Raw genomic sequence first — 25,810 nt, forward strand, 5'->3', positions numbered from 1 at the left:
CTTTGTGCGCTATCGTGGACGGATGGCCACCCCCTCATTCCAACGTGCGCGCTCCGCCGAGAACAAACGCCAGAGGGCGAGCGCGCTCGTGGAGGCCGCGCGCTCGCTGGCGCTGGAGGGTGGCGTCGCGTCGGTGACGCTGACCGCGGTCGCCGACCGCGCCGGCGTGCACCACTCCGCCGTACGCCGCTACTTCAGCTCGCACAAGGACGTGCTTCTCCAGTTGGCCGCGGAGGGCTGGGTGAGCTGGTCGGAGGCCGTACGCGAAGGGCTCGGCGCCCTGGCGCCGGTGACGCCCGCGGCGGTGGCCGGGGTGCTGGCGCGCGCCCTGGACGCCGATCCGCTCTTCTGTGACCTGCTCGCCAACGTTCCGCTGCACCTCGAACACGAGGTAGACGTCGAGCGCGTCACCGCCTTCAAACACGTCAGCCGCGCCGCCGTCGACTCCATGGCCGGCGCTATCGAGGACGCCCTGCCGGGGCTCGACGGCCGGGGCGCGCTCGACGTCGTGACCGCCGCGAACGCCCTCGCCGCCACGCTCTGGCAGGTCGCGCACCCGCCCGGGGCCCTGGCGCGCGTCTACGCCGAGGATCCGGCCGTCGCGCCTTCCTGGGCCGTGGACTTCGTCCCCACGCTCACCCGGCTGCTCACCGCCACCGTGGTCGGAATCCTGGTCCAGGCGACGGTGTCCGGAACGGCCGCTCAATAACGCACAGGCTGCGCGTTGACCGTCGTACGGGATTGTCGTAGGCTAATTAACGCACAAGGTGAGCGTTACATGTCCCCGAACCCGACAGGAGCGGTCCGATGACGTCCAAGACCTGGTTCATCACGGGAACCTCGACCGGCTTCGGCCGTGCGCTCACGGAAGCGCTGCTCGCGCGGGGCGACCGCGTCGCCGCCACGCTGCGGCGCCCCGCCGCCCTGGACGACCTGGCGGCCGCGTACGGCGAAGACCGGCTGTGGCGCGCCGTACTCGACGTCAGCGACCCCGCGCAGGTGCGTGACGTCGTCGACGACGCCTTCGCCGCGCTCGGCCGGATCGACGTGGTCGTCTCCAACGCGGGATACTCGCTGGTCGGCGCCGCCGAGGAACCGACCGACGAACAGGTCGAGCGCCAGCTCGACACCAATGTGCTCGGTTCGATGACCCTGGCCCGCGCGGCGCTTCCCCACCTCCGCGCCCAGCGCGGCGGCCACCTGATGCAGTTCTCCAGCATCGGCGGACAGGCCGCGTTCCCGTTCGTCAGCGTCTACAACGCCACGAAGTGGGCCATGGAAGGGTTCTACGAGGCCCTCGCCCAGGAAGTCGCCGGGCTCGGCATCGCCACCACCCTGATCGAACCGGGCGGATTCCGTACCGACGCCAACACCCGCAGCGCGGACGCCGCGCCCGCGCTGCCCGCCTACGCCGCGCTGCGCGAACAGATGCTCGCCACCTTCTCCGAGCCCATCGGCGACCCGGCCCGCCTGGCCGCGGCGGTCATCGCCGCCGCCGACACGCCCCGCCCTCCCCGCAGGCTGCTGCTGGGTACCGACGCCTACGACGCGGTACACGCGTCCCTCACCGCCCGGCTGCGGGAAGTGGAAGCCCAGAAGGACAGCGTGTCCCTGACCGACATCGCGTGATCGCACCCCCCCCGCACCCCGGCCAAGGAGGTTCCATGTGCGCCGACACGTCGCACGCCGGCACGTTGCACGCCGACGAGGCGGACATCGACGCGTCTCTCGTACGGCGACTGCTCGCCGCGCAGTTCCCGCAGTGGGCGGATCTGCCGGTCGTACGGGTGGACAACGGGACGTCCAATGCCATGTACCGGCTGGGCGACGGCATGGTGGTGCGCCTTCCCCGCCGTGAGGCGGCCGCCGCCGACGTGGACAGGGAGCACCGGTGGCTGCCGCGGATCGCCCCCTCGCTCCCGTTCGCCGTTCCCGTACCCCTCGGGAAAGGGAGGCCGGCGGCGGACTATCCGTGGGCCTGGTCCGTCTACCGGTGGCTGGAGGGGGAGACCCTGACCGTCGGCGGCGCCGGCCGGACCGGCCTGTTCGCGCGGGACGTGGCGGAGTTCGTCCGCGCCCTGCGGCGGATCGATCCCACTGACGGCCCTCCCTCCTACCGAAGCGAACACCTGGCCGCGAGGGACACCGCGACCCGCGCCGCGATCGACGAGCTGCACGGGATCGTCGACGCGCGGGCGGCGACGGCCGTCTGGGAGGCTGCCCTGCGCGCACCCGAGTGGCGTGACCCGGCCGTCTGGATCCACGCGGACCTCCAGCCCGGCAACGTACTGACGGCCCAGGGACGTCTCAGCGCCGTCATCGACTTCGGCTGCATGGGCCTGGGCGATCCCGCCGTCGACCTGATCCCGGCTTGGTACCTGCTGGGCGGCGCGGCGCGCGACGTCTTCCACACCACCGTGGAAGCGGACGACGCGGCTTGGGCGCGCGGTCGCGGCTGGGCGCTGTCGATCGCCCTGATGGAGGTCTCGTACTACCGGCACACGGACCCGGTGATGCATGGCATCGGGCGCCGGGTGATCCGTGAAGTGCTCGCCCACCCGGACGGTGGTGCGCCGAACTAGGGCGTGTCCGCGCGGAAGGCCGCCGTGCTGTTCCTGACGACCAGTCTGGTCCCCAGCTCGATGCGCGCGTCGGTCTGATCCGTGTCCCGCAGCCGCAGGAGCATGCGCGCCGCCTCCTCGGCCATCTCCACCAGGGGCTGGTGGACGGTCGTCAGCGCGGGGCTCGACCACTGGGCGGGCGGGATGTCGTCGTACCCCACGACGGACAGATCCTCCGGTACCTGGAGACCGAGGACCCGGGCCGCCTCCAGCACGCCCAGGGCCTGGAGGTCGCTGCCGGCGAAAATCGCGGTCGGGCGGTCGGGACGGCTCAGCAGATCCATGGCGTGGGCGTGACCCGACCCGACGTGGAAGTCGCCGAACCGGATGAGCGCGGGATCCGCCTCCAGCCCCGCCATGCCCAGGGCGGAACGGAAGCCGTCGAGGCGCGCGAGTGAGCAGATCATGTCCTCGGGCCCGGTGATGACGGCGATCCGGCGATGACCCAGCTCGATGAGATGGCGGGTCGCGGCCAGCCCGCCCGCCCAGTTCGCCGAGCCCACCGACGGCACGTCCGGCTCGGGGTCACCCGCGGGATCGATGATGACAAACGGGATCGCGCGGGACCACAGCTTCTTCTTCAGCTCGTCGGGAAGCGTGGAGAAGACCAGCACCACCCCGAGGGGCCGGCGGCGCAGCACCCCTTCGACCCAGTCGGCGCCGGGGGAGTGCCGGGTGCCGGTCTCCGTGAGCACCACGCTCATCCCCGTGGCCTTGGCCACGTTCTGCACGCCCCTGATCAGCTCCATGGACCAGGCGCTGTCCAGCTCGTGGAAGACGATTTCGAGCAGGGGTGCGTCCGGCGGCGTGGGGGCCGAGCGCCGGTACCCGTGTTCGTCGAGCAGTCCCTCGATCCTGACCCGTGTCGGGGCCGCGACGTCCGCGCGCCCGTTGAGGACCTTCGAAACTGTCGAAAGGGAAACTCCGGCTTGCGAAGCCACCTGGGCGAGGGTCACTCGGCCTGCACTCCTGTCATCACGCATGGCCGAATGATAGGGCACCGCCGCTTGGTAACGGTTTGGTAGCGGCCCGACCGTGCTGTTGACCGCTTCTTGCGGGCGTTCTACGGTCGCCCGCCAAGAGACTTTCGGCAATGTGGCCGATACTTTCGAGAGGTCATTCGATGAAGATACGCATACGACTCGCCCGGTGCGTGGCGGGCGGCGCGGCCCTCGTGATGGGTCTGTCCCTGACGGCCTGCGGTGACGGCGGCAGCGCCGGCGGGTCCCAGGAGTTCCACGTACTCGTCTACGGCGACGCGGCGAACAAGGTGGAGAAGGAGATCGTCGCGACCTTCAACAAGACCTCGGACGTCAAGGCCGTGCTCGACACCGTTCCCGGCGCCGACTACCAGCAGAAGCTCCAGACGGTCATCAACACCCCGCAGGCCCCCGACGTCTTCTTCAACTGGGGCGGAGGAAGCATCCAGCCCTTCGTCAAGGCCGGTCTGCTGCTGCCGCTCGACGACATGATCAAGAAGGACCCCGGCCTCAAGTCGAACTTCCTGCCCTCGGTCTTCAACACGGCGGTCGTCGACGGCAAGGCGTACGGCGTGCCGATGCGCGGCACCCAGCCCGTCCTGCTCTTCAGCAACCGCGCGGTGCTCGCGGACGCGGGCGTACAGCCACCCGCGACCTGGGCCGAACTGCTCACGGCGGTCAGCAGGCTCAAGGAGAAGGGCGTCACCCCGATCGCCCTCGGCGGCGGGGACCAGTGGCCCACGCTGATGTGGTTCGAGTACCTGTACGACCGGGTCGCGGGCCCCGGACTCTTCGAGAAGGCCCTGGCCGGCGACAAGGACGCCTGGGACAGTCCCGACAGCAGGAAGGCGCTCAGCATGCTCAAGGAGCTGATCGACGCCAAGGCCTTCGGGACCAACTACGACTCGGTGAAGTTCACCGACGGCGGTTCCGCCGCCCTGCTGGCCAGCGGCAAGGCCGGGTTCGAGCTGATGGGCTCGTGGGAGTACTCGACCCAGCAGGACGCCAGCCCCGACTTCGCCAAGAAGGACCTCGGGTACGGAGCCTTCCCGACCGTCGAGGGCGGCAAGGGCGACGCGGCCGGCATCGTCGGCAACACCAACAACTTCTACTCCGTCACCAAGAAGACCAAGCACGCCGACGCCATAGCGAAGTTCCTCAAGCTGATGTACTCCGACGCGTTCGTCACCTCGCAGCTCTCCATCGGGAACCTGCCCACCACGACCACCACGGAGAAGCACCTCGCCGGCGCCGCCAACCCCGACTACCTCAAGTACCAGCTCGACCTGGTCAGCAAAGCTCCGTCGTTCCAGCTCTCCTGGGACCAGGCGTACGCGCCCGAGAACATCACCCCCATCCACCAGGCCGTCCAGCAGTTCTTCAACGGCAGCCTCGACGCCGACGGCTTCATCAAGGCCATGCAGGCCCTGACCACCGCGTAGAGGGCTGACCTGATCATGACCGCAACCGCCTCCCGGGTCCGGCGCGCCCGGGCCCTGCCCGGCCGGGGAGGGCGTCCGCCCGGAGTCGCCCGCCCCGGTATCGGCTGGGCCCTGCCCGCCACCCTGTTCTTCGTCCTGTTCGCCCTCGTGCCGCTCGTTCTCGTCGCGGTGCTCTCCTTCACCAGCTGGAGCGGTCTGGGCTCACCCGAGTTCGCGGGCCTCGACAACTGGACCACGCTGTTCCACGACCCGGTCATGATCAAGAGTCTCTGGCTCAGCGTCCTGCTCACCGCGCTGGGTGTGGCGGTCCAGACGCCCCTGAGCATCCTGCTCGGTGTCTGGGCGGCCGGGCCCCAGCGCAACCGCGCCGTCCTGTCCGCCGTCTTCTTCGTCCCGCTCCTGCTCTCCGCCACCGCGGTGTCCGTCCTGTGGCGCGCCCTGCTCGACCCCAACTTCGGCGTCCCCGCGCAGGCCCGCTGGCTGTTCGGCGACGGCAACCTCCTGGGATCACGGACCGGCGCGATCGGCGTCCTCGTGCTCGTCAGCACCTGGCAGTTCACCCCGCTGCACGCGCTGATCTACCAGGGGGCCGCGCGGGCGGTACCGGTGGTCCTCTACCAGGCCGCCGCCATCGACGGGGCGGGGACCGTACGCCAGTTCTTCCACATCACCCTGCCGCAACTGCGCAACGCCATCATCACGTCGGTGATCCTCATGGTCGTCGGCGGGCTCACCACCTTCGACACCGTCCTGATCCTCACCCAGGGCGGACCGGGCACCGACACCACCATCACGGCCTTCTACATGTACCAAAAGGCCTTCAAGGGCTTCGACTTCGGGGCGGGCGCCGCGATCGCGCTGCTCCTCGTCCTCGTGGCGACCCTCATCTCGCTCGTCGTGGTGCGTGTCTCCGGCTACGACAAGATGGCCGGTACAAAGGACGGACTCTCATGAGGCGCACCCCCAACTACCTGGCGGGCGCCGGCGCTCTGCTGTGGCTCTGCCTGGTCGGACTGCCGCTGTACGTGCTCCTCGGCGCCACCGTCCAGTCCCGCGCGGAGTACACCGCGGGCGGCCCCCTGTCGTTCCCGCGCGGTTTCAGCCTGTCCAACTACACGGAGGACTTCTCCAACGGCTTCGGCCGCTACTTCCTCAACACCGTCATCGTGACCACCAGCGTGGTGGTCATCGTGCTCCTCCTCGTCCCCCCGCTGGCCTTCTCGATCGTCCGCCACCGCGGCCGGTCGGGACCGCGTGTCTTCCGCCTCTTCCTGCTCGGGCTCGCCGTCCCCGCGCAGGCGGTGATCGTCCCGATGTTCTACGTCATCAGCAAAGCCGGCCTCTACGACCACCTCATCGGGGTCATCCTGCCGACCGCCGCGTTCTGTCTGCCCGTCTGCGCGCTCATCCTCACCGGCACCATGCGTGACATCACCGACGAACTGTTCGAGGCCATGGCCATCGACGGCGCCGACACCCGCCGGGTGTTCTTCCAACTCGTCGTCCCCCTCTCCAAGGGCGGACTGTCGACCATCGTGGTCTTCTCCGCCCTCCAGGCCTGGAACGGATTCCTCTTCCCCCTGGTCCTCACCCAGTCCGAGAACACCAAGGTGCTCACCCTCGGGCTGTACAACTTCCAGACCCAGTACGGCATCAACATCCCCGGCCTGCTGGCGGCCGTGGTCCTCTCCACCGTGCCGGTCCTGCTCGTCTACCTGTTCGCCCGCCGCGCCCTGGTCCAGGGGCTCATGGGCGTCGGAGGAAAGTGATCCCCAACGTGACCGCCGACACCCGCTCCGACAGCACGGATCCCGTTCCTTTCCTACGACTTGGCGCGTCCGACGCGTCTCCTGCCCCGTCACGCGTCGAGGAACTGATCGCCGCCATGACCCTGGAGGAGAAGCTCGCCCAGCTCTACGGCCTGTGGGCCGGCGCCTCCAACGACGGTGCCGAAGTGGCGCCCCACCAGCACGACATGGACGAGCCACCGACGCTCGACGCGCTACTGCCTTACGGACTGGGCCAGTTGACCCGGCCCTTCGGCACCGTCCCGGTCGATTCCGCCCTGGGAGCCCTGTCGCTCATGCGTACGCAGGAACGCGTCGTCGCCGCGAACCGCTTCGGCATCCCCGCCATGGCCCACGACGAATGCCTCGCCGGGTTCTCCGCCTGGGGGGCCACCACCTACCCGGTCCCGCTGTCCTGGGGAGCCGCCTTCGACCCCGCCCTGGTCGAGGAGATGGCCCGCGCCATCGGACGCGACATGCGGTCGGTGGGCGTGCACCAAGGGCTCGCCCCCGTCCTCGACGTCGTACGGGACGCCCGCTGGGGGCGGGTCGAGGAGACCATCGGCGAGGACCCCTACCTCGTCGGCACCACGGCCGTCGCCTACATCAAGGGGCTGGAGGCCGCGGGGGTCGTGGCCACCCTCAAACACTTCGTGGGGTACTCGGCCTCGCGCGGCGGGCGCAACCTGGCACCCGTGGGCATGGGACCCAGGGAGCGGGCCGACGTCATGCTCCCGCCCTTCGAGATGGCGGTGCGCGAGAGCGGCGTACGGTCCGTCATGCACGCGTACACCGACACCGACGGCGTGCCCTGCGCGGCCGACGAGGACCTGCTGACCGGACTGCTCCGCGACACCTGGGGCTTCACGGGAACGGTGGTGGCCGACTACTTCGGCATCGCCTTCCTCTCGTCCCTGCACGGAGTCGCGGCCGACTGGGGCGAGGCCGCCGCCGCCGCGCTGACCGCCGGGGTCGACATCGAACTGCCGACCGTGAAGACGTTCGGGACACCGCTGCGCGACCTGGTGTCGTCGGGGCGGGTGCCGGAAGCCGTGGTCGACCGCGCGGTACGCCGTGTCCTGGCCCAGAAGGAGGCGCTCGGCCTCCTCGACCCGGCCTGGAGCCCGGTGCCCCCGGCCCTCGCCACCGTCGATCCACGGGTCCTCGGCGACAAGGAACACCTGCGCGGGACCGTCAGCCTGGACCGTACCGAACACCGGGATATCTCCCGCCGGTTGGCGGAGCGGGCCGTCATCCTGCTCAGCAACCAGGGCACGCTTCCGCTCGGCCGCCCCGCCAGGATCGCGCTGGTCGGCCCCCAGGCCGACACCCCGACGGCTGTCCTGGGCTGCTACTCCTTCCCCGTGCACGTCGGGGCCCAGCACCCCGGCACGCCCACAGGCATCGAACTGCCCACCCTCCGGCAGGCGTTGGCGGCCGAATTCCCCGGCAGCGAGATCACCACCGTCCCCGGGGCGGACGTCGACACCATGGACACCGGCGGATTCGAGAAGGCCGTCGAGGCGGCCCGTGCGGCGGACGTGGTCGTCGCCGCGCTCGGGGACCGGGCCGGACTGTTCGGCCGCGGCACCAGCGGGGAGGGCTGCGACGCGGAGAGCCTCGCCCTGCCCGGCGTACAACAACAGCTCCTCGACGCCCTCCTCGACACCGGGACACCGGTGGTGCTGACACTGCTGGCCGGCCGGCCGTACGCCCTGGGCCGGGCGGTCCGTGAGGCGGCGGCGGTCGTGCAGGCGTTCTTCCCGGGCCAGGAGGGCACCGGCGCGGTGGCCGGGGTGCTCAGCGGCCGGATCACCCCCTCCGGGCGGCTGCCCGTGAGCGTTCCCCGGCTGGCGGGCGCCCAGCCCTCCACCTATCTGGCCGCCCCGCTGGCCATGGCCAGTGAGGTCTCCAGCATCGACCCCACCCCGGCCTTCGGATTCGGGCACGGTCTGACGTACACCACGTTCTCCTGGTCGGACCTCGACACCGGTGGGGACGGGGACCGTACGCCCGCCGTACCCACCGACGGCACGGTCAGCCTGGCCTTCACCGTCCGCAACACCGGTGAGCGGGCGGGGGACGAAGTGGTCCAGCTGTACCTGCGGGACCCGGTGGCCTCGGTCGTCCAGCCGGTCCAGCGGCTGATCGGATACGTACGGGTCGCGCTCGACCCGGGGGAGTCGGCGAGGGTCGGCGTCACGGTGCCCGCGGACCTGGCGTCCTTCACCGGCAGGGACGGACGCCGGGTCGTGGAGCCGGGGCAGCTGGAACTGCGGCTGGCGGCGTCCAGCACCGACATCAGGTTCACGGCCGTGGTGACACTGACGGGCGGACCGAGACACGTGGATCACACGCGCGAACTGCATGCCCGCTTCACCGTCGCGCGCACCTGAACCAGGTCCGTTGTCAGTGGTCGGGTCTACGGTGGATTCGTGGATCAGTCCAGCGTGAGCAAGGAGAGTCATGACGACGCTTGAGAACCGGCCGAACACCGCACTGCTTGTGGTCGACGTGCAGAAAGGCGTGGTCGAGGGGGCGCACGAGCGCGACGCGATCGTGGCCAACATCGGCGGCCTGGTCGAGAGGGCGCGGCGGGAGCAGGTGCCCGTGGTCTGGGTCCAGCACTCCGACGAGGACCTTGAGCACGGGAGCGACGACTGGCGGATCGCCGCCGAGCTGGCGCCGGGTGACGCCGAGCCACGTGTCGAGAAGCGGTACGGCGACTCCTTCGAGGACACCACCCTGGAGACCGTGCTGTCGGACCTCGCCGTCGGGCGCCTGGTGGTGGTCGGCGCGGAGACCGACGCGTGTGTCCGCTCGACCCTCCACGGCGCGTTGACCAGGGGGTACGACGCGACCCTGGTCGGCGACGCCCACACCACGGGGGACAAGTCGCAGTGGGGCGCGCCGCCGCCGGACCAGGTCATCGCGCACACGAACCTGTACTGGAGCTTCCAGACGGCCCCGGGGCGGACGGCCGGGACGGTGGTCACCAAGGACGTGGACTTCGCCGGCACCTCCTGAATGCGGTGCGCCGGCGCGAAGGCCGCCCGTGACCGCCCGCGCGCTTCCTACGGTCGGCGCGGGCCGAGCCACCGCACGGCGCGGCGGAGCAGTTCGACGTGTTCCGGGGCCTCGAACGACCTGACGTCGTGGCCCAGGGCGTCGTACAGCACGCGGCTCTCCCCGGCCGTGCGGGTCCAAACGAGGGGATGCGTCGCGCCGTTCTCCGTGTGCACGTACAGAGGGGAGATCCCGACGTCCGGTACGAAGTCCAGGTCGGTGTAACGCTCGTCGAAGATCCAGAATTCTTCGAGGTTCTCGGTGAGGGGGTGTTGCGGGGTGCTCCTTCGGATCAGGGTCCGCCCGATCGGGGGATGGAAGCTTGTCCCGGGCTTCCAGGTCCCGCCGAGTGCGGACCGCCAGGTCGGCAGGCCCGGAAAGGCGACGGCGGAGCTGTGCATGGCCAGCAGGCCGCCGCCGCGCGCGAGGAAACCGTCGAGAAGGTGTCCGAAGGCCGCGTCGTCGGGGACCGGCTCCGAGCGGTCGGCGCTTGCGTTCACGGCCAGCACGTCGGCGTTCCCGATCCGGGCACCGAGGTCGTCGAGGGAGGTCACGACGGTGACCTCGTTCTCCTCGCCCAGTGCCCCGGCCAGCGCGGCGCTCGTCTCCTGGAGCGGGTGCCATGGATCGGAGTGCTGCCCCTCACCGCTCAGAACGACGACGTGGGTCGAGTTGGTCATCCCGTCCTCCCTCTTCCTCTCTCATGACGGATCGTCCCGCAACGTCCGGGAGACCGCTGCCGAGTCCGTCCGGTCGGCGACAACCCCGGGGCGGGCGCGGGGATTCCCGCCGGCCGGGGGACGCCGGATCGCACCGGCCCGTGACCTCGGTCCGCCACGGGACCGGGTGGCTTCGTCAGCCCGTGCGGTACGTCCATCGGCCGGCCAGGAGTGTGCCGGACACCGGCATGTCCCGCAGCTCGCGCGCGGACAGACGTGCCGGGTCGTACGCGGTGAGCACCAGGTCGGCGGGGTCCCCGACCCGCAGTCCGCGCCGCCCGCCGGAGGCGGCCGCGAGCGCGTCGTCCAGGCCGATCGCCTGCTCGGGGTGCCACGGGTCGCGTCCGTCAGGACCCGAACGGTGCACGGCTGCCGCGATGCCGTACCACGGATCCAGAGGGGAGACCGGTGCGTCCGAGCCGAACTCCAGCGTCGCCCCGGCGCGGAGCAACTCGGCGTACGCGTACGACCGGTCGGTCCGCCCGGCCCAGTGGTGGTCGGCGATGTCCCGGTCGTCCGGGGCGTGGGCCGGCTGGATGCCCAGCACCAGCCCCGGCGTGGCGAAGCGGGGGAGGTCCGCACGGTTGATCAGCTGGGCGTGTTCGATCCGGCCCGGGCAGCCGACCTCCTCGAACGCGTCCAGGGCGAGGGTGTTGGCCCGGTCACCGATCGCGTGCACCGCGGAGTGGATGCCGTGCGCGGCCGCGCGCGCCATGAGCCGCGCCAGCTCCTCCGGAGGGGTCTGGAGAATGCCGTGCCGTTCCCCGGGCCTGGCGGCGCCGGGATACGGATCGGCGCACAGCGCGGTCCGCGTGTTGAGCGAGCCGTCCACGAAGAGTTTGAGCGGACCGACGCGCGCCAGCCCGCCGGTGCCCGGCAGCACGTCGCCGGTCCGCCGGCCCTCCTCGATCGCCCGCTCCAGATGGCTCGGATAGACGGAGCAGCTGACACGGACGTCCAGGGGCGCGGCGGAGGCGCGGCGGGACCAGTCGGCGATGTTGTCGGCGTACTCGAAGTCCAGGAGGCCGACGACGCCCCGGGCCGCGGCGGCGCGTACGGCGTCCCGGACCCAGCGGTCGACCACCTCGGGACCCGCCTGGGCGAGGCGCGCCACCCCGTCGAGGCACGCCTGTTCGCGCAGCACGCCGGTCGGGTGGCCAGGCTGGCCGATCCGGAGCAGGGCGGCCCGGCCGAACCACGCCGTGTGCAGGTCGTTGCTGACGAGCGCCACGGCATGACCGGTGCCCTCGGACCACGTGAGCAGCGAGGGATCCGGCGCGTCGGGCCACAACCCGTCGCGGAAGCCGAACCCGATGAGCGGCTCGTCCGGTGTGTGGTGCCCGTCGCGCGCGGCGGCGGCCATGATGTCCGCCGCCGCGCGTGCGGAGTCTGCCCCGGACAGGTCGACGCGGCGGCGCGCGCTGGCCCACTGGACACTGTGCACGTGTGCGTCCCAGAAGCCGGGGAGCACGGTGAGGCCCCTGGCGTCCACGATCTCGGCCCCGGGAGGCGGAGTGGTGTCCGTACCGACGGCGGTGATCCGGCCGCCGGTCAGCACGAGGTCGCCGACCGGTCCGCCGGAGCCGAGGCGTATCCGGCGCAGCACCAGCGGGGCGGCGGCCTCTTCGGAGGGGGCGCGTGTGTCACTCACCGGGCACCAGCACCTGCCGCATGGCCTCGGCGAGAGCGGGGTCGGCGTGCGGGGCCTCGCCGTCCAGTGCGTCCGTCACGCGGAGCGCGACCTCACGCGGCTCCTCCTGGCTGAGCTTGCGCCTGCCCACCACCCGGGACGGCCGCAGCCGGAACGCGGTGGTGTGCCCGGCGATCGCGCGGGCGTACTCCCTGACGCTGTCCAGCCGCCAGGGCCGGGGCCGTACCGCTTCGAAGTGGTCGACCGTGCGCCGCAGCACGTCGTACGTCTCCTCCGCACCGAGCAGCGTGGGGCGGCCGTACAGGTGCGCGACGACGAAGTTCCAGGTCGGCACGTGCGGGCCCACCTGATACACGCTGGGGGAGATGTAGCCGTTGGGGCCCTCGACCACGACGGCCACGTCGTGTGCGCCGAGTTCGTGCCGCAGCGCGTCGGTACGTGCCAGGTGTCCGACCACGGTCAGGCCGTCCTCGTCCGGCTCGATGATCAGCGGCAGGTGCGAGATCTGCGGGTCGCCGTGACCGAGGGCGCTGACCAGGGTCACCCAGCCGTGCGCCTCGATCAGGGTCCGCAACGCGGTCGGTTCGGTCAGGGCGTAGATCTGTTGATCCAGCATCGCTGTCCCCCAGGGCTCGGGTTTGTCGTCCCGGACAACGTTAGGCGGGCGCTGGACAACCGAATCATGGAGGCGGAGCAAAAAGGAGGACACGATCTGTCGGCGCCGACAAACCGTGCGCCTGCCTGCCCGTCGGTGGCCGGTCAGCTCGTGATCTGGTGCAGGCGCAGCTGGAGCCAGGTGACCAGCCGGGTGTCCGGTTCGTCCAGGTCCAGGCCGAACAGCTCCTGGACGCGTCGGATCCGGCAGCGCAGGGTGTTCTCGTGGACGCCCAGCCGTCCCGCTGCCGGGAGCGCCTCGCCGAAGGCATCCAGGTAGGCCGGCAGCGACGGGGCGTACGTGGTCGCGCGGGACCGGTCGTGCTCGATGATCGCCTGCACCGGACCGGGTGTCGGATCGTCCGACGCGGCGCCGTGCTCGGTCAGTTCCAGCAGAGCACCCGGCTGCGGACGTCGGCGACGGTGGCGACCTTGCTCGTGCCGATCCCCACGTGCAGGGTGAGGCCGGTGCTGCGCTCCACCGTCGCCGCGACGCTCTCCGCGAACTGGACCACCCGCTGCTCGGCACCGGCACCGGCATCGGTACGGGTCGGCAGCAGCGCGTACACAAGACCGCGGGCCGCCGTGCACACGCCTGCGGGTGCCACGCCTCGCAGTACAGGGTGACGAGGTCGACGATGCGGGCACTGCCCAGGCCCGGCATGTCCTCCGGAGCCGCCTGGGCGATGGCCAGGACGGAGACGGGCGTGTCGACGGCCATCGCCGGCCGGGCGGCTGCGGTGTTCCCGGACACCGTGCCGTCCAGGAGCGACACCAGCGCCTCGGCACGATTCCACCGGTCAGGGTCGCGCCGGCTGCGGGCCCTGAGCAGGTGCAGTGCCGAGATCTTCGCAGGCTCCTCCAGGGCGGCCTCCGCCCCCTCGCCGAGCGGTGGCGTCCCGTCGAGCGCCCACAGCAGCCCGAGGAGCTGCGGCCCCGTCCGTACCGCGATCGCCAGCCGGTTCACATGGTCGCCGGTGGGCGTGACGAACCGCACCGGCCCTTCGGCGCGCCACACCCGCCGGTACTCGTCGATGTTGGTCGGCCTGTCCGGCGTCCGCCGGCCGAGGATGCCCTGCCGCCGGATGTCGTCGATCTCCTGGTGCGGCAGGTTGGAGTAGGCCGGCACATGCCCGCGCGGATCCTCGATCGTGATCGCCCCACCGACCTGGTAGGCGATGGCGTTGGCGAGCGGGAACAGGTCGCCGATGCCGATCGAGGGATAGGCGGTCCCGGCCGGCCCCACGACGCCGGCGGCGGCCGTGACCAGGCTGTCGAAGTGGCGCCAGGGCATGTCGTCCGGGGCGACGAGCAGCGCCACGCCGGCCGGCTCGGCGGCGCTGACCGCCCGGGTGAGGTCGGCCCCGCGCGCCTTGACGACAACCGCGCTGTACGGCGCGTCCCGCGCGTCCCGGATCGCCCGGAGCGACTCGTCCCGCCCCGGCGCGCCCCCGACGAGCAGCAGGAGACCGCCCGGCTGGTCGGGCACCGGCTCGTCGGGGTCGTGGATCACCTGCTGTCCGGCGAGGACGTCCTCGCCGTACGGCGCACACGCGACCTGGAGGACGAGCGGACCGAGTGTCTCGCGCAGCCGGCGCAGCGTCGTACTGTCCGACTTGTCATGGTCCCGCGCCGCGTGCTCCCCTGCCTCGACGTCCGGCAGGGACGGGCCTGAATCGCTCGGCATCGGCCCGTCCTGGGCACAGGCCAGGTCGGGGCTCTCCGGACCGTCCCTGGGCACGGGCCAGGTCGGGGCTCTCCGGACCGTCCGGATTCCCCGGACCATCCGGACGCTCGGACCTCAGGCCTTCGGCTCCGTGAAGCGGATGTGGTTGCCGAAGGGGTCGCGGAGGCCGCAGTCGATTCCGTACGGGCGGTCGGTCGGCTCCTCCGTGAACTCGACGCCCCGGCCGACCAGCGTCTCGTACGTCTTGCGGCAGTCGCCCGTGCTGAAGATGAGGTGTCCGCCGACCGCGCCCTTGGTCAGCAGCTCGCGGACCTGCCCCGCCGTCTCCTCGGACATCGCCGGGGGACCCGGCTTCTCCAGCATGATCTGGCGGTCGGGTTGACCCGGGACGTTGACGGTCAGCCAGCGCATGAAGCCCATGTCGATGTCGGCGTTGACCTCCAGGCCGAGCTTGCCGACGTAGAAGTCGAGGGCTTCGTCCTGGTCGAGGACGTAGATCTGTGAGTGTGTGATCGCGTTGAACATGTGTGTCACGCTACCGGCCGGGTCGGACGGAAACTTATCCAAAACTGCTCGTTCGGCGGATGCCACGGCCGTACGGATGCCACAGGCGGTGGAGACGGTCAGGCGCTCGGCCGGGTCCACGCCATCGTGAAACACGTGGGTACAGCCGTGCCCACGGCCGCGTCCCTGGCCTCCTTGCGGTACGTCCTCGGGGACCGGCCCACGATGTCGCGGAACGTACGGCTGAAGGTCCCCGGGCTGCCGAAGCCGACCTGGAAGCAGATGTCCGTCACACTGCGGTCGGTGTCCCGCAGCAGGAACATCGCACGCTCGACCCGGCGGCGCTGGAGGTAGCGGTGCGGCGTCTCGCCGAAGGTGGCCCGGAAGGTACGGGCGAAGTGTGCCTCCGACACCAGGGCGATCCGGGCCAGGGTCGGCACGTCCAGCGGTCGCGCGTACGCGTGGTCCATCGCGTCCCGTGCCCGGAGCATGCGACGGTTGGTCTCTTCTGCGGCCCGGCTCACGGAGCCATCACACCACGCCTCTCCGCTGTCGCGACAGCCTTGCCGGTACGCGGGACCGCTGCGGTCTCGGCGAAAATCGCTTCGGGTGCCGTGGTGGTTGCCTCTACCGTGACCTGGTGACAACTCAGGTGATCGTGTTGAACGGTGGGTCCAGCTCGGGCAAGTCCGGGATCGTACGGTGTCTTCAGGCGGTGCTGCCGGACCCGTGGCTCGCCGCCGCGATCGACTCGCTGGTCGATGCCATGCCCGCCTCCCTCCGGTCCACCGACGCGGGCATCGAGTTCGCCGCGGACGGCGGTGTGCACGTCGGAGCGGAGTTCCTGAGGCTTGAGGCTGCCTGGATGGAGGGAGTCGCCGCGATGGCGCGCGCGGGCGCCGGGGTCATCGTCGACGACGTCTTCCTCGGCGGACCGGAGTCCCAGGAGCGGTGGCGGAAGGCGCTGGGCGGACTGGATGTGCTGTGGGTCGGCGTCAGGTGCGAGACCGCGGTCGCCGAGGCCCGCGGGATCGCCCGCGGGGACCGGGCGCCGGGCATGGCCGCGTCGCAGGCGGAGGTGGTCCACCGGGGTGTGGTCTACGACCTGGAGGTCGACACCACCCACGCGGAGTCCCTGGACTGTGCGCGGGTCATCGCCGCACACGTGAAGTGAGGCAGCCGCACGGAGGGGCACCTCGCCGGCCGGTGCGGCATCGCACACATTGACCAGATAACTTAGGCATGCCTAACCTAATGCGCCCGCTGTTCGGAGTTCGCGCACGAGGACGGCCACCCATGCCCCTGCTCAGCCCATCGCACCCCGCTTCGCCGCTCGCCGCGGCCGCGCCGTCCACCCCCCTCGGTCCGTTCGAGGACACCGCCGTGACCTGGGCAACCTGGGTGACCCTGATGGGATTTGTCGGCGTGGTCGCCCTCGCGCTGGTGGCGGCGGGACCGGTCGCCCGCCGGATCGGATCGGACACGCTCGCCGCGGTGACGGTACGGCTCTCCCGCGCGGCGGTGGTGCTGGGCGTCCTGGCCGTCCCGGCGGTGCTCACCAGCCTCGCCCACGAGGCGGCGGCAGACCGAGCGGGGGAGTCGGGGCAGGCCGGCTACGACTACGGCGCCGCGTGGAACACGCTCTTCGACGGCACCAATGCCGGCCGTCTGTCGGGACTGGAAGTGACTCTCGTCCTGGTCGGCGCCGCACTGGTCGCCCCCTTGGCCGTACGCCGCGTGGCCGCGAGCCCCGCCCGGCCGTGGCTGCTCCCGCTCGGACTGGGTGCGGGGGCGATCGCCCTCGGTACCACCAAGTTCCCGGACGAGGTGCCGGCGGACTGGGGCCGTACCACCTTCGAGACCGTCATGTGGATGCTGCATCTGCTCGGCGGCGCGGTCTGGCTCGGCGGTCTGGCGGGGCTGGCGCTGCTCGCCACTTCCCGCGTGGTCGCGCCCGCCGACCGGGGCGCCTTCTGGTCCCCGGTGATCCGGCGCTTCTCCGCCGCCGCGATGAGCTGCGTCGCCGCCGTCGCGCTGTCGGGTCTGTTCCTCTACTGGGAGCACGTCGACGGCCCGTCCCAACTGCTCTCCACCATGTACGGCCGCGTGCTGGGCGTGAAGATCCTCATCTTCGGCACTCTGCTGCTGCTCGGCGTCTTCAACCAGTTCTGGCTGCACCCGCGTGTCGACGCGCTGCGCGCCGCCGGTGACGAACGCCCGCTCCGTACTCTCCTCGTACGGGAGTTCCCCCTGGTGGTCACCGCCGAGGCGCTGCTCGGAACGGCGCTTCTGTTCGTCGCCCCGTTCCTGCACGGTTCGGCCCGCAACCAGGCGTTCCAGGCCGACGCGGCCAAACATTCCACGGTCGGGTTGGACGACCTGCCGAAGCTCCCCGACAAGGAAGTCAGCCTGTCCACCTGGGAATGGGGCACGGCGGAGACCCTCGCTGTCATCGCCGTGATGCTCGGCGGCTACTGGATCTCCGGGGTTCTCGCCCGCCGCCGCACCGCCGCCGTCGCGGCGACCGACCACCCGGGCGGTTTCGCCCAGGCGTGAGCGGAGAGGGTCCTCCTCGGTTCGACGCGGAGAGGGTCCTCAGCTCAACAAGGGCAGCGGGCGGGTGGCCAGGTCCGACGCCTCGTCGGGTGGCAGGCCGAGCATGCGCAGGAGCAGCTCGGCCATCTGCTCGCCGGCCCCCGGCCCGATCTCGCTGACGGTGTTGAGCTGGAGCAGTCCGATGAGGGCGCCGCCGATCGCGCTCAGCGCGACCTCGGGGTCGTCGATGCTGAACCGGCCGGATGCTTTGCCGATCTCCAGGTCGCGCAGTGCGCGAGGCGCGAGGCCGGTGTCGGTGTGCACGTGCGACAGCCCGCGGAAGCGGATGATCTGGGTGATCTCCGGGTGGGTGGCGGACAGTTGGAGAGTGAGGCGGACACTGGTGGCGAACACCTCCGCCGGATCGTCGATGCCTTCCGTCACCTTGTCGAGGAGCTGGCCGTACTCCTCCAGCGCGTCGGCGACCGCCGCGTCGAACAGGGCGGTCTTGGTGTCGAAGTGGTTGTAGAAGGTGCCGAAGCCGACGTCCGCCCGCTCGGAGATCTGCTGGATGCTCACCGCCGTGTCCCCGGTCTCGGCCAGGATCCGGCGCGCCGCCGAGATCAGGGCCCGACGGGAGTGCGCCCTGCGGCGTTCGAAGCGGTTGGCGGGCGGGGGAGTCGGCTGCTGCATGCGCCTCAGCCTAGGGCATCCCAGAACTGATGAACCAATCAGTTCGTGGCGCGGAGCCGGTCCAGGGGGAGCCGGGTGAAGGTGATGGTGTCGTACGGGGTGCGGCGGCCGGTCTCGTAGAGCACGCCCACGGTGCCGGGGCCGACCTGGACCAGGTCGGAGTAGGCGGCGGGGTCCGTGGTCAGCCGCAGGCCACCGCTCCAGGTGAGGCCTCCGTCGTCGCTGGAGCGCACGGTCATGTCGGTACGGGCTTTGGGGCCGGCGGGCGCGGACAGCAGGAGCGGGCCGGCGAGTCCGCCGTGTTGGGTCTGGAGAACGCTTCCTTCGGAGAGGGGTGCGGTCACGTCCTCGGTGGGGGCGAAGGGCGCGTCCAGGGTTTCTCCGCCGTCGCTGCTGTAGGCGTCGGCGCGGGAGGCCGGGGCGGTGCCACGCTGGTCGCGGGTGTTGAAGTAGACGCGGCCGTCGGGGAGTTGCGCGGCGGTGGTTTCGTTGGCGTTGATGTGGCCGTCGGGGGTGCGGTCGACGAAGCCGATGCGCCAGGTGGCGCCGCCGTCGTCGCTGAGCAGGGCGTGTCCGCCGTAGTACCCGGGCTCCGCGCCGGAGTCGGGGCTGTCGGCGGGTGGTGCGGTGGAGTGGTCGGCCGGCACGACGAGCCGTCCGGTGTGCGGGCCGTGGGTCAGCGCGAGACCGTGGCCGGGGCCGGTGGCGTACCAGCGCCAGTCCGGCCTCGTGGCCTGGTCGGTGATCTCCGTGGGCGGGGACCAGGTGCGTCCGGCGGTGTCGCTGTGCTGGACGTAGACCCGGCGCCCCGGCGACGCGGTGGGCCGCTTTCCCTCCAGGATCGTCCTCTCGGTGGCGGTCGCCGCGTTGCGGCACGTCACGAGCACCAGGCGGCCGGTGGTGGGGACGACGACGGGGACCGGGTTGCCCACCGTGTCCGTGCCGGCGTCGGACACGACCCGTACGGGAGACCACGTACAACCGCCGTCGGTCGAACGCCGGGAGACGACGTCCACGTCACCGGCGTCGGCCTTGGAGTGCCGGCGGGCTTCGGCGAAGGCGACGAGCGTACCGGGGGTGTCGGGGGTGTCGGGGGCGGGGGGTGTGGTGACCACAGCCGGTATACGGAACGTGTGGTAGCCGCCGGTCCCGGACCGGAAGACCACGGACGACTCGCAGCGGGCCGCCCCGCCGTCCGAACGCTCCGCCGCGCGGGTGAAGTTGACGCAACCGCACAGGAGGGCCGCCAGCGCCACAAGTACGGTTCCGCGCGTGAGCGGAGAGGGTACGGGCACGGGCGCTCCCAGGCGCGGTGGGGCGCGGGCGAGTTCGGACGGTGACGGGTGGGGCCGCTGACGTGCCATCGAACCTGGTCGGGGCGAACGCTCCGGCGAACACCGCCGGAACGCGGCGTGACTGTCTGCTGAAGAGAGGGGAGAGGGCGCCCCACCGCACAGGCCGCCCCACCGATCGGGCCGTCCACGGCGGCGGACGCCCCGACCGGTTCGGATACGGTCAGGTCGTGTCGGGTCAGCCGACGCAGCCGCCGACCGGGTTGGGGCTGCTGACGCAGTTCGTCGGTGTGTTGGCGGTCACGGTGGTGGTGGTGAGGGTGGAGGTGCCCCCGGAGTATATCCCGCCGGGCTGGGTCGTCGCCGCGTTGAGCGTGACCGTCGTGCTGGTCAGCGTGAGGGTCGCGCCGGCGCTCGCGATGCCGGCTCCCCGGCCGGCCGTGTTGCCCTGGACCGTACTGCTGGTGAACGTGGCAGCCGCCCCCGTACCGCTGCTGTGGATGCCGCCGCCGAGGCCGACCGCGTTGTTGCCGCTGAGCGCGCCGCCGGTGAGCGTCACCGCCCCGAAGTTCAGGACGCCGCCCCCGTTGTCGTGGCCGGCGGTTGTGGCCTTGCCGCCCGTGAGGGTCACGGCGTTGAGCGTCAGGGCGCCGGTCGGGGCGACCTGTGCGATACGGAACGGGGTCGCCGACGCGGGCCTCGCGAAAGTGTTGGCGTTGCCGGAGAAGCTGATCGGGGTGGTGATGAGCGGCAACCCGGCCGGGCCGTTGACACCGTCGTCGCCGTGGGCGGAGGTGAGCGTGTACGTGCAGCGGGCGGTCAGCGTGACCGTACCGCCGCCGGCCGCGTTGGCCGCGTTCACCGCGGAGACCAGCCCCGCTTCCGTACAGGGGACGGCGGCGGCGACTCCGGCCAGGGCGCTGGTGGGGAGGAGGAACACGCTGCCGGTCAAGAGCAGGGTGGATCCGGCGAGGGTCAGGAGCTTGCGAGTGGGGCGCATCAGCACTTCCATGGAACGGCGACCGGTGGTGACCGGGCCGGGGCCCGGACGTCCCGCGAGAGCGGTCACCGGTGGTGTGTCAGGAGTGAAGCCGGACGGAGTGCCACTTCTGTGACACGGTCCGAACTCACTCCGTGACAGGGTGTATACCCAGCGCGATCGCGACGACTCGGCGGACCGACGGCTTTCTTGACGCGTCGGCGGAAGGGCCCGGGCGCCTGTGCCCGGAGTTCACGCGGTGGTCGCCGCGAGTCAGGACCTGTTCACCCGTGCGATATCGCACGGTTCATCGAACGCCGCCTAGATTTCTCCGACGGACCGTTGTGCCGCCCTGCGCCGTCTCCTTCGGATCCTGCCGCGGAACCCCCGGTCCCCTCCCGCCCCGGAACGAACGGACAAAGACGGAATGACTCACGCGACCCTGGTACGGGTGCCGGATCCGGCGCCCCGGCCGGAGGGCGCCGCGGCGCCCTCGGCGGAACAGCCCACGAAGCAGAGCAGGTTGCGGGCCCTCGACGGGCTGCGTCTGCTGGCCGCGCTGATGGTCTGTCTCTACCACTACGCGGGGCGCGGCGGCGAGATCACCCGGGTCTGGGGGCAGTCCCCGAAGCACCTGTTCCCCGATCTCTCCGCGGTCGCGGTCTACGGGTGCCTCGGCGTCCAGATCTTCTTCGTCATCAGCGGATTTGTCATCTGCATGAGCAGCTGGGGCCGTACCCTCGGCGACTTCTTCCGCTCACGGGTCTCACGCCTCTACCCGGCCTACTGGGCGGCCATAGTCCTGGTCACCGCCGCGTGCTTCGTGCTTCCGTCCGTCAGTGAACCGCTGCGCCTCGACGAGGTGTTGGTGAACTTCACCATGCTCCAGCAGCCGACGGGCGTGGACCGTGTCCTGGGAGTGTGCTGGACCCTCTGGGTGGAGGCGCGCTTCTACCTGCTGTTCGCGCTCTTCGTGGTGTGGAAGGGCGTCAACTACCGCCGTGTTGTGATCTTTTGCTGTCTCTGGATCGTGTCCACGGCCCTCGCCCAGGTCGCCGACGTCCCCCTCCTGAACGAGATCGTGATGCAGGAGTACGCGCCGTTCTTCGTCGGAGGTCTCGCGCTCTACCTGATCCACCGGTACGGCAGTGACCTGCTGCTCTGGGGCATCGTGGCCACGAGTTGGCTGCTGGGCCAGCACTACGCGACCGTCGCCCTGTGGAGCCCCGACGCCACCCAGGTCTTCCAACAGCGTTCCCCGCACGTCATCCTGCTCATCGTCACCTTCGCGTTCGCGTCGGTGGCGGCCGTGGCGCTGGGCTGGTTCCGGTGGGCGAACTGGCGCTGGCTCAGCTTCGCCGGCGCCCTCACCTATCCCTTCTACCTGGTCCACGAACACCTCGGCTGGTTCGCGATCGCCGTCCTGCACCGGAAGTTCGGGATCGACCCGCGCCTGACCCTCCTCGCCACCGTCGCCCTGATGCTCGTACTGGCTTGGCTCATCCACCGGTTGGTGGAGAAGCCGTTCGGCCCCCGCTTCAAGCGCACGATGCAGCGGCAGGCCCTGCGCCTGCGTTCCCGCACCCAGCCCGCCGAAGCCGAAGCCCGCTAGCGGACAAGGGACGTGCTGCCGGCGCCTCGACGGGCGCCGGCAGCCATCTCACGTACGGGTGTACGGTCAGGCCTTGGCGGCCGTCTCCGGTACGGGGGCCGGTGCGAGGGCGGATCCGGGCTGCGTGGTCTTCCGTACGGGAATGAGGGAAGCGAGCACCGCGGCCGCGAGTCCCACAACGCAGCCGATGAGCATCGCGATACGGAAGCCGTCCTCGGACGGCAGGGCGAAACCACCGAAGTCGGTGGTCATCTGGGCCAGGACCACACCGATCACGGCGGCCGAGACCGAGCTGCCGATCGACCGCATCAGTGTGTTGAAGCTGTTGGCGGAGGCCGTCTCCGACAGAGGGACGGCGCCCATGATGAGAGCGGGCATCGCGCCGTACGCGAAGCCCACGCCCGTGTTGCAGACGAGGGTGACCACCAGCAGGCTCCACGGGGAGCCGGAGCCGATGAGCGGCAGCGAGATGCCGTAACCCACGCCGATGACCAGGCTGCCCGCGGCCAGCGTGACCTTGGGGCCCTTGACGGCGGACAGCTTCGCGCCGAGCGGCGACATGATCATCATCATGAGGCCGGCCGGCGCCATCCACAGACCCATGGCCAGCATCGACTGGCCCAGGCCGTAACCGGTGGCCTCGGGCAGCTGGAGCAGCTGGGGCACGACCAGGGACTGGGCGTACATCGCGAACCCGACCAGGACCGAGGCCGCGTTGGTCATGAGGACCTGGGGACGGGCGGTCACCCGCAGGTCGACCAGTGGGTCACTGATACGCAGCTCCCACAGGCCCCACACCAGCAGCACCACCACCGCGGCGGCGAACAGGCCGAGGGTGGTGCCGCTGCCCCAGCCCCAGTCGGCGCCCTTGGAGACGGCGAGCAGCAGGCAGACCAGGCCGATGCCGAGGCCGATGGCGCCGAGCACGTCGAAGCCCTTCGAGCCGGTCGTCTCGCCACCGGCGGGTACGAAGGCCCAGATGAGTGCTCCGACGGCCAGGGCCAGGGCGGCGACCACCCAGAACAGCACCCGCCAGCTGGTGTTCTCGGCGATCGCGGCCGCGAAGGGGAGACCGAGCGCGCCGCCCACGCCCATGGACGCGCTCATGATCGCGATGGAGGAGCCGAGCTTCTCGGCCGGCACCACGTCACGCAGGAGGCTGATGCCGAGGGGAACCACGCCCATGCCTATGCCCTGCAGACCACGGCCGACGATCATCGGGACGACGGAGGAGGACACGGCGCAGACCACCGAGCCCGCGACCAGCGGGACCAGGGAGACCAGCAGCATGCGGCGCTTGCCGTACATGTCGCCGAGCCGTCCGGCGACGGGCGTGGCCACGGCTGCCGCGAGCAGGGTGGCGGTGATGACCCAGGAGGCGTTCGACGCGGAGGTGTCGAGCAGCTTCGGCAGTTCCGCGATCAGCGGCACCACCAGGGTCTGGGTGATCGCGGCCACGATGCCGGCGAAGGCGAGGATGCCGACAACGCCGCCGGGGCGGGCTGCGGGCTGGGAACTGTCCACGGGTGTCTCCCTGTTGGTCTTCCAGGTCACGGCGGAGCGCCACCAGGGGTGCGCTCGATGTGCACCATACATGAGACGTGTGTCATGCATGAGACGTGCTAGATGCACGCGATGTGCGTGATGCATCTCAGCCGTGATAGAGAGGACGGGCAGGATCCGAAGCCGAAGAGAGCCCGCGTGGACCATCCCTTGGACAAGCCCGAAGAGCGCGAAAAGCCGGAGAAGCCGGAAAGCCCCGAGAACCCTGAACACGCTGGGACCCCCGGCAAGCCCCTGGAGCGGATCGAGTTCGAGACCATGCTTCTCGGCCGGTATCTGCACCTGCTCGCCTCCCGGGGCGGCGGGCGGCTCGACCGCAGTGCCTACACCCTGCTCAGCCGCATCCGGGCCGAGGGGCCGATGTCCATCGGCGGGCTGAGCGACGCCTTCGGCCTGGACGCGTCCACCCTCAACCGGCAGACCGCCGCCATGCTGCGAGCCGGGGTCGTCGAGCGGATCCCGGACCCCGGGGGAGGCATCGCCCGCCGGTTCGCCATCACCCCCGAAGGCGAACGCCGCCTGGACAGCGACCGGGCCGGGAACGTGAACGGCCTGGCCAGACTGCTGGACGCCTGGACACCCGGGGAGGCGGCCCAACTGGCGGACAGCCTGGGGCGGTTGAACCGGGACATCGAACGCCTCGACGGCCGCCCCTGGCCACGCGACTGAGCCGGGGCGACGACCGTACGCCACGACTCACCACAACGCACGACCACATGCGCCGGCACCGGCGGCAACGCCACAGCGCTGCCGCCGGTGCCGGAAAACCGCTGTCAGCCCTGGGGGTTGAAGGCGATGCCGGACGGCTTGGAGTTGGTGAGGAGGCTCACGAACCTGCCGTCGTTGATCTTGATGGTCGCCGAACCGAAGTCGGCGTTCATCAGCCGGTCGCGCAATGCCGTGCTGGGCCAGCCGTTCCAGTCCACAAGGGCCGGATAGCGCCAGTTGTGGTAGTGGTTCTCCGGCGGCTCGTCATTGCTGTTGGCGAGCCGGAAGAAGTGCGTGGACAGCCCGTCCTTGTGGAAGACGACCTTCGGGTGCGACCCGTCGAAGCGCACCTGCGAGCGGGGGTAGGTCACCTGGCTGCTGTGCTGCGTGGTCGTCACGTACTCCACCTGGTTGGTGGACTGGTTGACCCAGGAGATGACGTGCTCCCAGTCGTGGCGGTGGCCCCCGAGGCCACTGCCCGCGACAGCCTGGTCCTTCTCGAAGTAGCTGGCGTACACGATGGCGCACCAGCCGTTGTTGCACTTCGAGCGGGCGTACGTCTGGGAGTTGTCGAGGTCTGACTGGTCCCGGCAGCTGCCGTTGACCGCGCCGGTCGTGTTCAGCCCGGGAGCGAGCGTGCCGTCAGGGCCGATCGCGGGGGTGGCGTAGCAGCCGTCGGTGTCGTAGTCGTAGGCCGGGGAGAAGGACTGCTCCCAACCTCCCGCGTTCTGCGGCAGGTTGCGCGGCGGATCGGCGTGCGCCATCGAGGCGGGGATGACAACCGCCAGCACCGTGGCACCGAGTACGGTCGCGAACCGGGCCGCCCCGCGCTTGAGGAAGGAGGGCTTGGACGGCGCGGTGACCGGTACGGCCGAGCTCTCCGACGTCCTCACCCCCGCCTGGGCCACCGGCGCTTGGCGCAGAAAACTTCTCATTCTTGACTCTCCTCGCAGGACTCAAGACCCATGACGCGACATCAGGCCGGCACGGGGGGAGCGACTCCGACATCCGCGCGGTTCTCCGCGCCGACGCACCACACACTTCGCGACTGTTCCGGCACCGGAGGGCGGACGCCTGAACAAGGAAAGGAAAGCGGATGACATAGACATGATCAATGCTTGTGGCAGGAGTCTTCACCACACCTGTCCGCGGACGGAGGAGCCCACCGGGACAATCCGTCCGTAAGCTGACACCGGGTCAGGATGTGGTGGGCCGGGCGGTACGGAAGGTGGCCGGCGGCCCGGCGGCGGACGTCGGCCCCGGCGGCGACCGCCACGGGGCCGTGCCCGCTGATCGTCGCAGCCGTCCCGGTTCCCT

General features: G+C 70.9%; 27 protein-coding genes. 14 read left to right on the forward strand and 13 right to left on the reverse strand.

Annotated elements, in window-relative coordinates:
- The first annotated feature begins 22 nt into the window (after positions 1 to 22).
- From OG349_RS34275 to OG349_RS34285, 3 genes are all read left to right on the forward strand, one after another.
- Complete coding sequence (locus tag OG349_RS34275; RefSeq protein WP_327238318.1) at positions 23 to 709, forward strand: TetR family transcriptional regulator; 687 nt, start codon at positions 23 to 25, stop codon at positions 707 to 709.
- Positions 710 to 807: 98 nt separating this feature from the next.
- On the forward strand, positions 808 to 1,629 hold the full coding sequence (locus tag OG349_RS34280) for an SDR family oxidoreductase (protein WP_327238319.1): 822 nt from the start codon (positions 808 to 810) through the stop codon (positions 1,627 to 1,629).
- 35 nt (positions 1,630 to 1,664) lie between these two features.
- The gene (locus OG349_RS34285; protein ID WP_327238320.1) at positions 1,665 to 2,582 is read left to right on the forward strand and encodes an aminoglycoside phosphotransferase family protein; all 918 of its coding nucleotides are present in this window, start codon (positions 1,665 to 1,667) and stop codon (positions 2,580 to 2,582) included.
- Here OG349_RS34285 and OG349_RS34290 read toward each other — a convergent pair.
- Entirely contained in the window at positions 2,579 to 3,604 is a 1,026-nt protein-coding gene (locus tag OG349_RS34290; RefSeq protein ID WP_327238321.1) for a LacI family DNA-binding transcriptional regulator, read from the reverse strand. The two genes, OG349_RS34285 and OG349_RS34290, sit on opposite strands and share 4 nt — an antisense overlap.
- A gap of 140 nt (positions 3,605 to 3,744) precedes the next feature.
- Between OG349_RS34290 and OG349_RS34295 the strand changes: the two genes are divergently transcribed.
- The 5 genes from OG349_RS34295 (at position 3,745) to OG349_RS34315 (ending at position 9,857) form a co-directional block, all read left to right on the forward strand.
- The gene (locus tag OG349_RS34295; RefSeq protein ID WP_327238322.1) at positions 3,745 to 5,043 is read left to right on the forward strand and encodes an ABC transporter substrate-binding protein; all 1,299 of its coding nucleotides are present in this window, start codon (positions 3,745 to 3,747) and stop codon (positions 5,041 to 5,043) included.
- Between the two features lie 15 nt (positions 5,044 to 5,058).
- Complete coding sequence (locus OG349_RS34300) at positions 5,059 to 5,997, forward strand: carbohydrate ABC transporter permease (protein ID WP_327238323.1); 939 nt, start codon at positions 5,059 to 5,061, stop codon at positions 5,995 to 5,997.
- Entirely contained in the window at positions 5,994 to 6,812 is an 819-nt protein-coding gene (locus tag OG349_RS34305; protein WP_327238324.1) for a carbohydrate ABC transporter permease, read from the forward strand. The genes OG349_RS34300 and OG349_RS34305 overlap by 4 nt, the downstream gene beginning before the upstream one ends.
- A gap of 116 nt (positions 6,813 to 6,928) precedes the next feature.
- Positions 6,929 to 9,226, forward strand: coding sequence for a beta-glucosidase (locus tag OG349_RS34310; RefSeq protein WP_442806445.1), 2,298 nt, complete (start codon positions 6,929 to 6,931; stop codon positions 9,224 to 9,226).
- A 70-nt stretch (positions 9,227 to 9,296) separates the two neighbouring features.
- Positions 9,297 to 9,857: an isochorismatase family protein gene (locus OG349_RS34315; protein ID WP_327238326.1), complete on the forward strand. Its 561-nt coding sequence runs from the start codon at positions 9,297 to 9,299 to the stop codon at positions 9,855 to 9,857.
- Between the two features lie 47 nt (positions 9,858 to 9,904).
- On the opposite strand, the gene OG349_RS34320 is transcribed toward OG349_RS34315, so the two are convergent.
- The 5 genes from OG349_RS34320 to OG349_RS34340 form a co-directional block, all read right to left on the reverse strand.
- Positions 9,905 to 10,576 carry a ThuA domain-containing protein gene (locus OG349_RS34320; protein WP_327238327.1) on the reverse strand — a complete coding sequence of 224 codons (672 nt, stop codon included), beginning with the start codon at positions 10,574 to 10,576 and terminating at the stop codon, positions 9,905 to 9,907.
- Positions 10,577 to 10,751: 175 nt separating this feature from the next.
- Complete coding sequence (locus tag OG349_RS34325; RefSeq protein WP_327238328.1) at positions 10,752 to 12,266, reverse strand: amidohydrolase; 1,515 nt, start codon at positions 12,264 to 12,266, stop codon at positions 10,752 to 10,754.
- Positions 12,259 to 12,882: an FMN-binding negative transcriptional regulator gene (locus OG349_RS34330; protein WP_327238329.1), complete on the reverse strand. Its 624-nt coding sequence runs from the start codon at positions 12,880 to 12,882 to the stop codon at positions 12,259 to 12,261. The genes OG349_RS34325 and OG349_RS34330 overlap by 8 nt, the downstream gene beginning before the upstream one ends.
- Positions 12,883 to 13,025: 143 nt before the next feature.
- Positions 13,026 to 13,262, reverse strand: a complete 237-nt coding sequence (locus tag OG349_RS34335; RefSeq protein ID WP_327238330.1) for a helix-turn-helix domain-containing protein — start codon at positions 13,260 to 13,262, stop codon at positions 13,026 to 13,028.
- Positions 13,263 to 13,303: 41 nt separating this feature from the next.
- Positions 13,304 to 13,528: a hypothetical protein gene (locus tag OG349_RS34340; RefSeq protein WP_327238331.1), complete on the reverse strand. Its 225-nt coding sequence runs from the start codon at positions 13,526 to 13,528 to the stop codon at positions 13,304 to 13,306.
- Between the two features lie 30 nt (positions 13,529 to 13,558).
- Here OG349_RS34340 and OG349_RS34345 point away from each other — a divergent pair, with 30 nt between their 5' ends.
- Positions 13,559 to 14,041 carry a hypothetical protein gene (locus tag OG349_RS34345; protein ID WP_327238332.1) on the forward strand — a complete coding sequence of 161 codons (483 nt, stop codon included), beginning with the start codon at positions 13,559 to 13,561 and terminating at the stop codon, positions 14,039 to 14,041.
- Between the two features lie 158 nt (positions 14,042 to 14,199).
- Positions 14,200 to 14,595 carry a hypothetical protein gene (locus OG349_RS34350; protein ID WP_327238333.1) on the forward strand — a complete coding sequence of 132 codons (396 nt, stop codon included), beginning with the start codon at positions 14,200 to 14,202 and terminating at the stop codon, positions 14,593 to 14,595.
- 126 nt (positions 14,596 to 14,721) lie between these two features.
- On the opposite strand, the gene OG349_RS34355 is transcribed toward OG349_RS34350, so the two are convergent.
- Positions 14,722 to 15,132: a VOC family protein gene (locus OG349_RS34355; RefSeq protein WP_327238334.1), complete on the reverse strand. Its 411-nt coding sequence runs from the start codon at positions 15,130 to 15,132 to the stop codon at positions 14,722 to 14,724.
- Positions 15,133 to 15,230: 98 nt separating this feature from the next.
- Positions 15,231 to 15,635, reverse strand: coding sequence for an AraC family transcriptional regulator (locus OG349_RS34360; protein WP_327238335.1), 405 nt, complete (start codon positions 15,633 to 15,635; stop codon positions 15,231 to 15,233).
- Between the two features lie 116 nt (positions 15,636 to 15,751).
- On the opposite strand from OG349_RS34360, the gene cpt reads away from it, so the two are divergent.
- Together cpt and OG349_RS34370 are read left to right on the forward strand one after the other, a co-directional pair.
- Positions 15,752 to 16,285 (forward strand): chloramphenicol phosphotransferase CPT, encoded by a 534-nt coding sequence (gene cpt, locus OG349_RS34365; RefSeq protein ID WP_327238336.1) that lies wholly within the window; start codon positions 15,752 to 15,754, stop codon positions 16,283 to 16,285.
- A 122-nt stretch (positions 16,286 to 16,407) separates the two neighbouring features.
- Positions 16,408 to 17,667, forward strand: a complete 1,260-nt coding sequence (locus tag OG349_RS34370; RefSeq protein WP_327238337.1) for a copper resistance D family protein — start codon at positions 16,408 to 16,410, stop codon at positions 17,665 to 17,667.
- A 39-nt stretch (positions 17,668 to 17,706) separates the two neighbouring features.
- On the opposite strand, the gene OG349_RS34375 is transcribed toward OG349_RS34370, so the two are convergent.
- From OG349_RS34375 to OG349_RS34385, 3 genes are all read right to left on the reverse strand, one after another.
- On the reverse strand, positions 17,707 to 18,339 hold the full coding sequence (locus OG349_RS34375; protein WP_327238338.1) for a TetR/AcrR family transcriptional regulator: 633 nt from the start codon (positions 18,337 to 18,339) through the stop codon (positions 17,707 to 17,709).
- Positions 18,340 to 18,377: 38 nt separating this feature from the next.
- Positions 18,378 to 19,634: a sialidase family protein gene (locus tag OG349_RS34380; RefSeq protein ID WP_327238339.1), complete on the reverse strand. Its 1,257-nt coding sequence runs from the start codon at positions 19,632 to 19,634 to the stop codon at positions 18,378 to 18,380.
- Between the two features lie 235 nt (positions 19,635 to 19,869).
- On the reverse strand, positions 19,870 to 20,631 hold the full coding sequence (locus OG349_RS34385) for a hypothetical protein (protein ID WP_327238340.1): 762 nt from the start codon (positions 20,629 to 20,631) through the stop codon (positions 19,870 to 19,872).
- 406 nt (positions 20,632 to 21,037) lie between these two features.
- On the opposite strand from OG349_RS34385, the gene OG349_RS34390 reads away from it, so the two are divergent.
- Positions 21,038 to 22,222, forward strand: a complete 1,185-nt coding sequence (locus OG349_RS34390) for an acyltransferase family protein (protein WP_327238341.1) — start codon at positions 21,038 to 21,040, stop codon at positions 22,220 to 22,222.
- A 66-nt stretch (positions 22,223 to 22,288) separates the two neighbouring features.
- Here the strand turns inward: OG349_RS34390 and OG349_RS34395 are convergent, their stop codons facing one another.
- Complete coding sequence (locus tag OG349_RS34395) at positions 22,289 to 23,746, reverse strand: MFS transporter (protein WP_327238342.1); 1,458 nt, start codon at positions 23,744 to 23,746, stop codon at positions 22,289 to 22,291.
- Positions 23,747 to 24,043: 297 nt separating this feature from the next.
- Between OG349_RS34395 and OG349_RS34400 the strand changes: the two genes are divergently transcribed.
- Positions 24,044 to 24,454 (forward strand): MarR family winged helix-turn-helix transcriptional regulator, encoded by a 411-nt coding sequence (locus OG349_RS34400; protein ID WP_327238833.1) that lies wholly within the window; start codon positions 24,044 to 24,046, stop codon positions 24,452 to 24,454.
- A 104-nt stretch (positions 24,455 to 24,558) separates the two neighbouring features.
- On the opposite strand, the gene OG349_RS34405 is transcribed toward OG349_RS34400, so the two are convergent.
- Entirely contained in the window at positions 24,559 to 25,428 is an 870-nt protein-coding gene (locus OG349_RS34405; protein WP_327238343.1) for an NPP1 family protein, read from the reverse strand.
- Positions 25,429 to 25,810 lie beyond the last annotated feature (382 nt).

The sequence above is a fragment of the Streptomyces sp. NBC_01317 genome (assembly GCF_035961655.1).
Classification (GTDB): domain Bacteria; phylum Actinomycetota; class Actinomycetes; order Streptomycetales; family Streptomycetaceae; genus Streptomyces.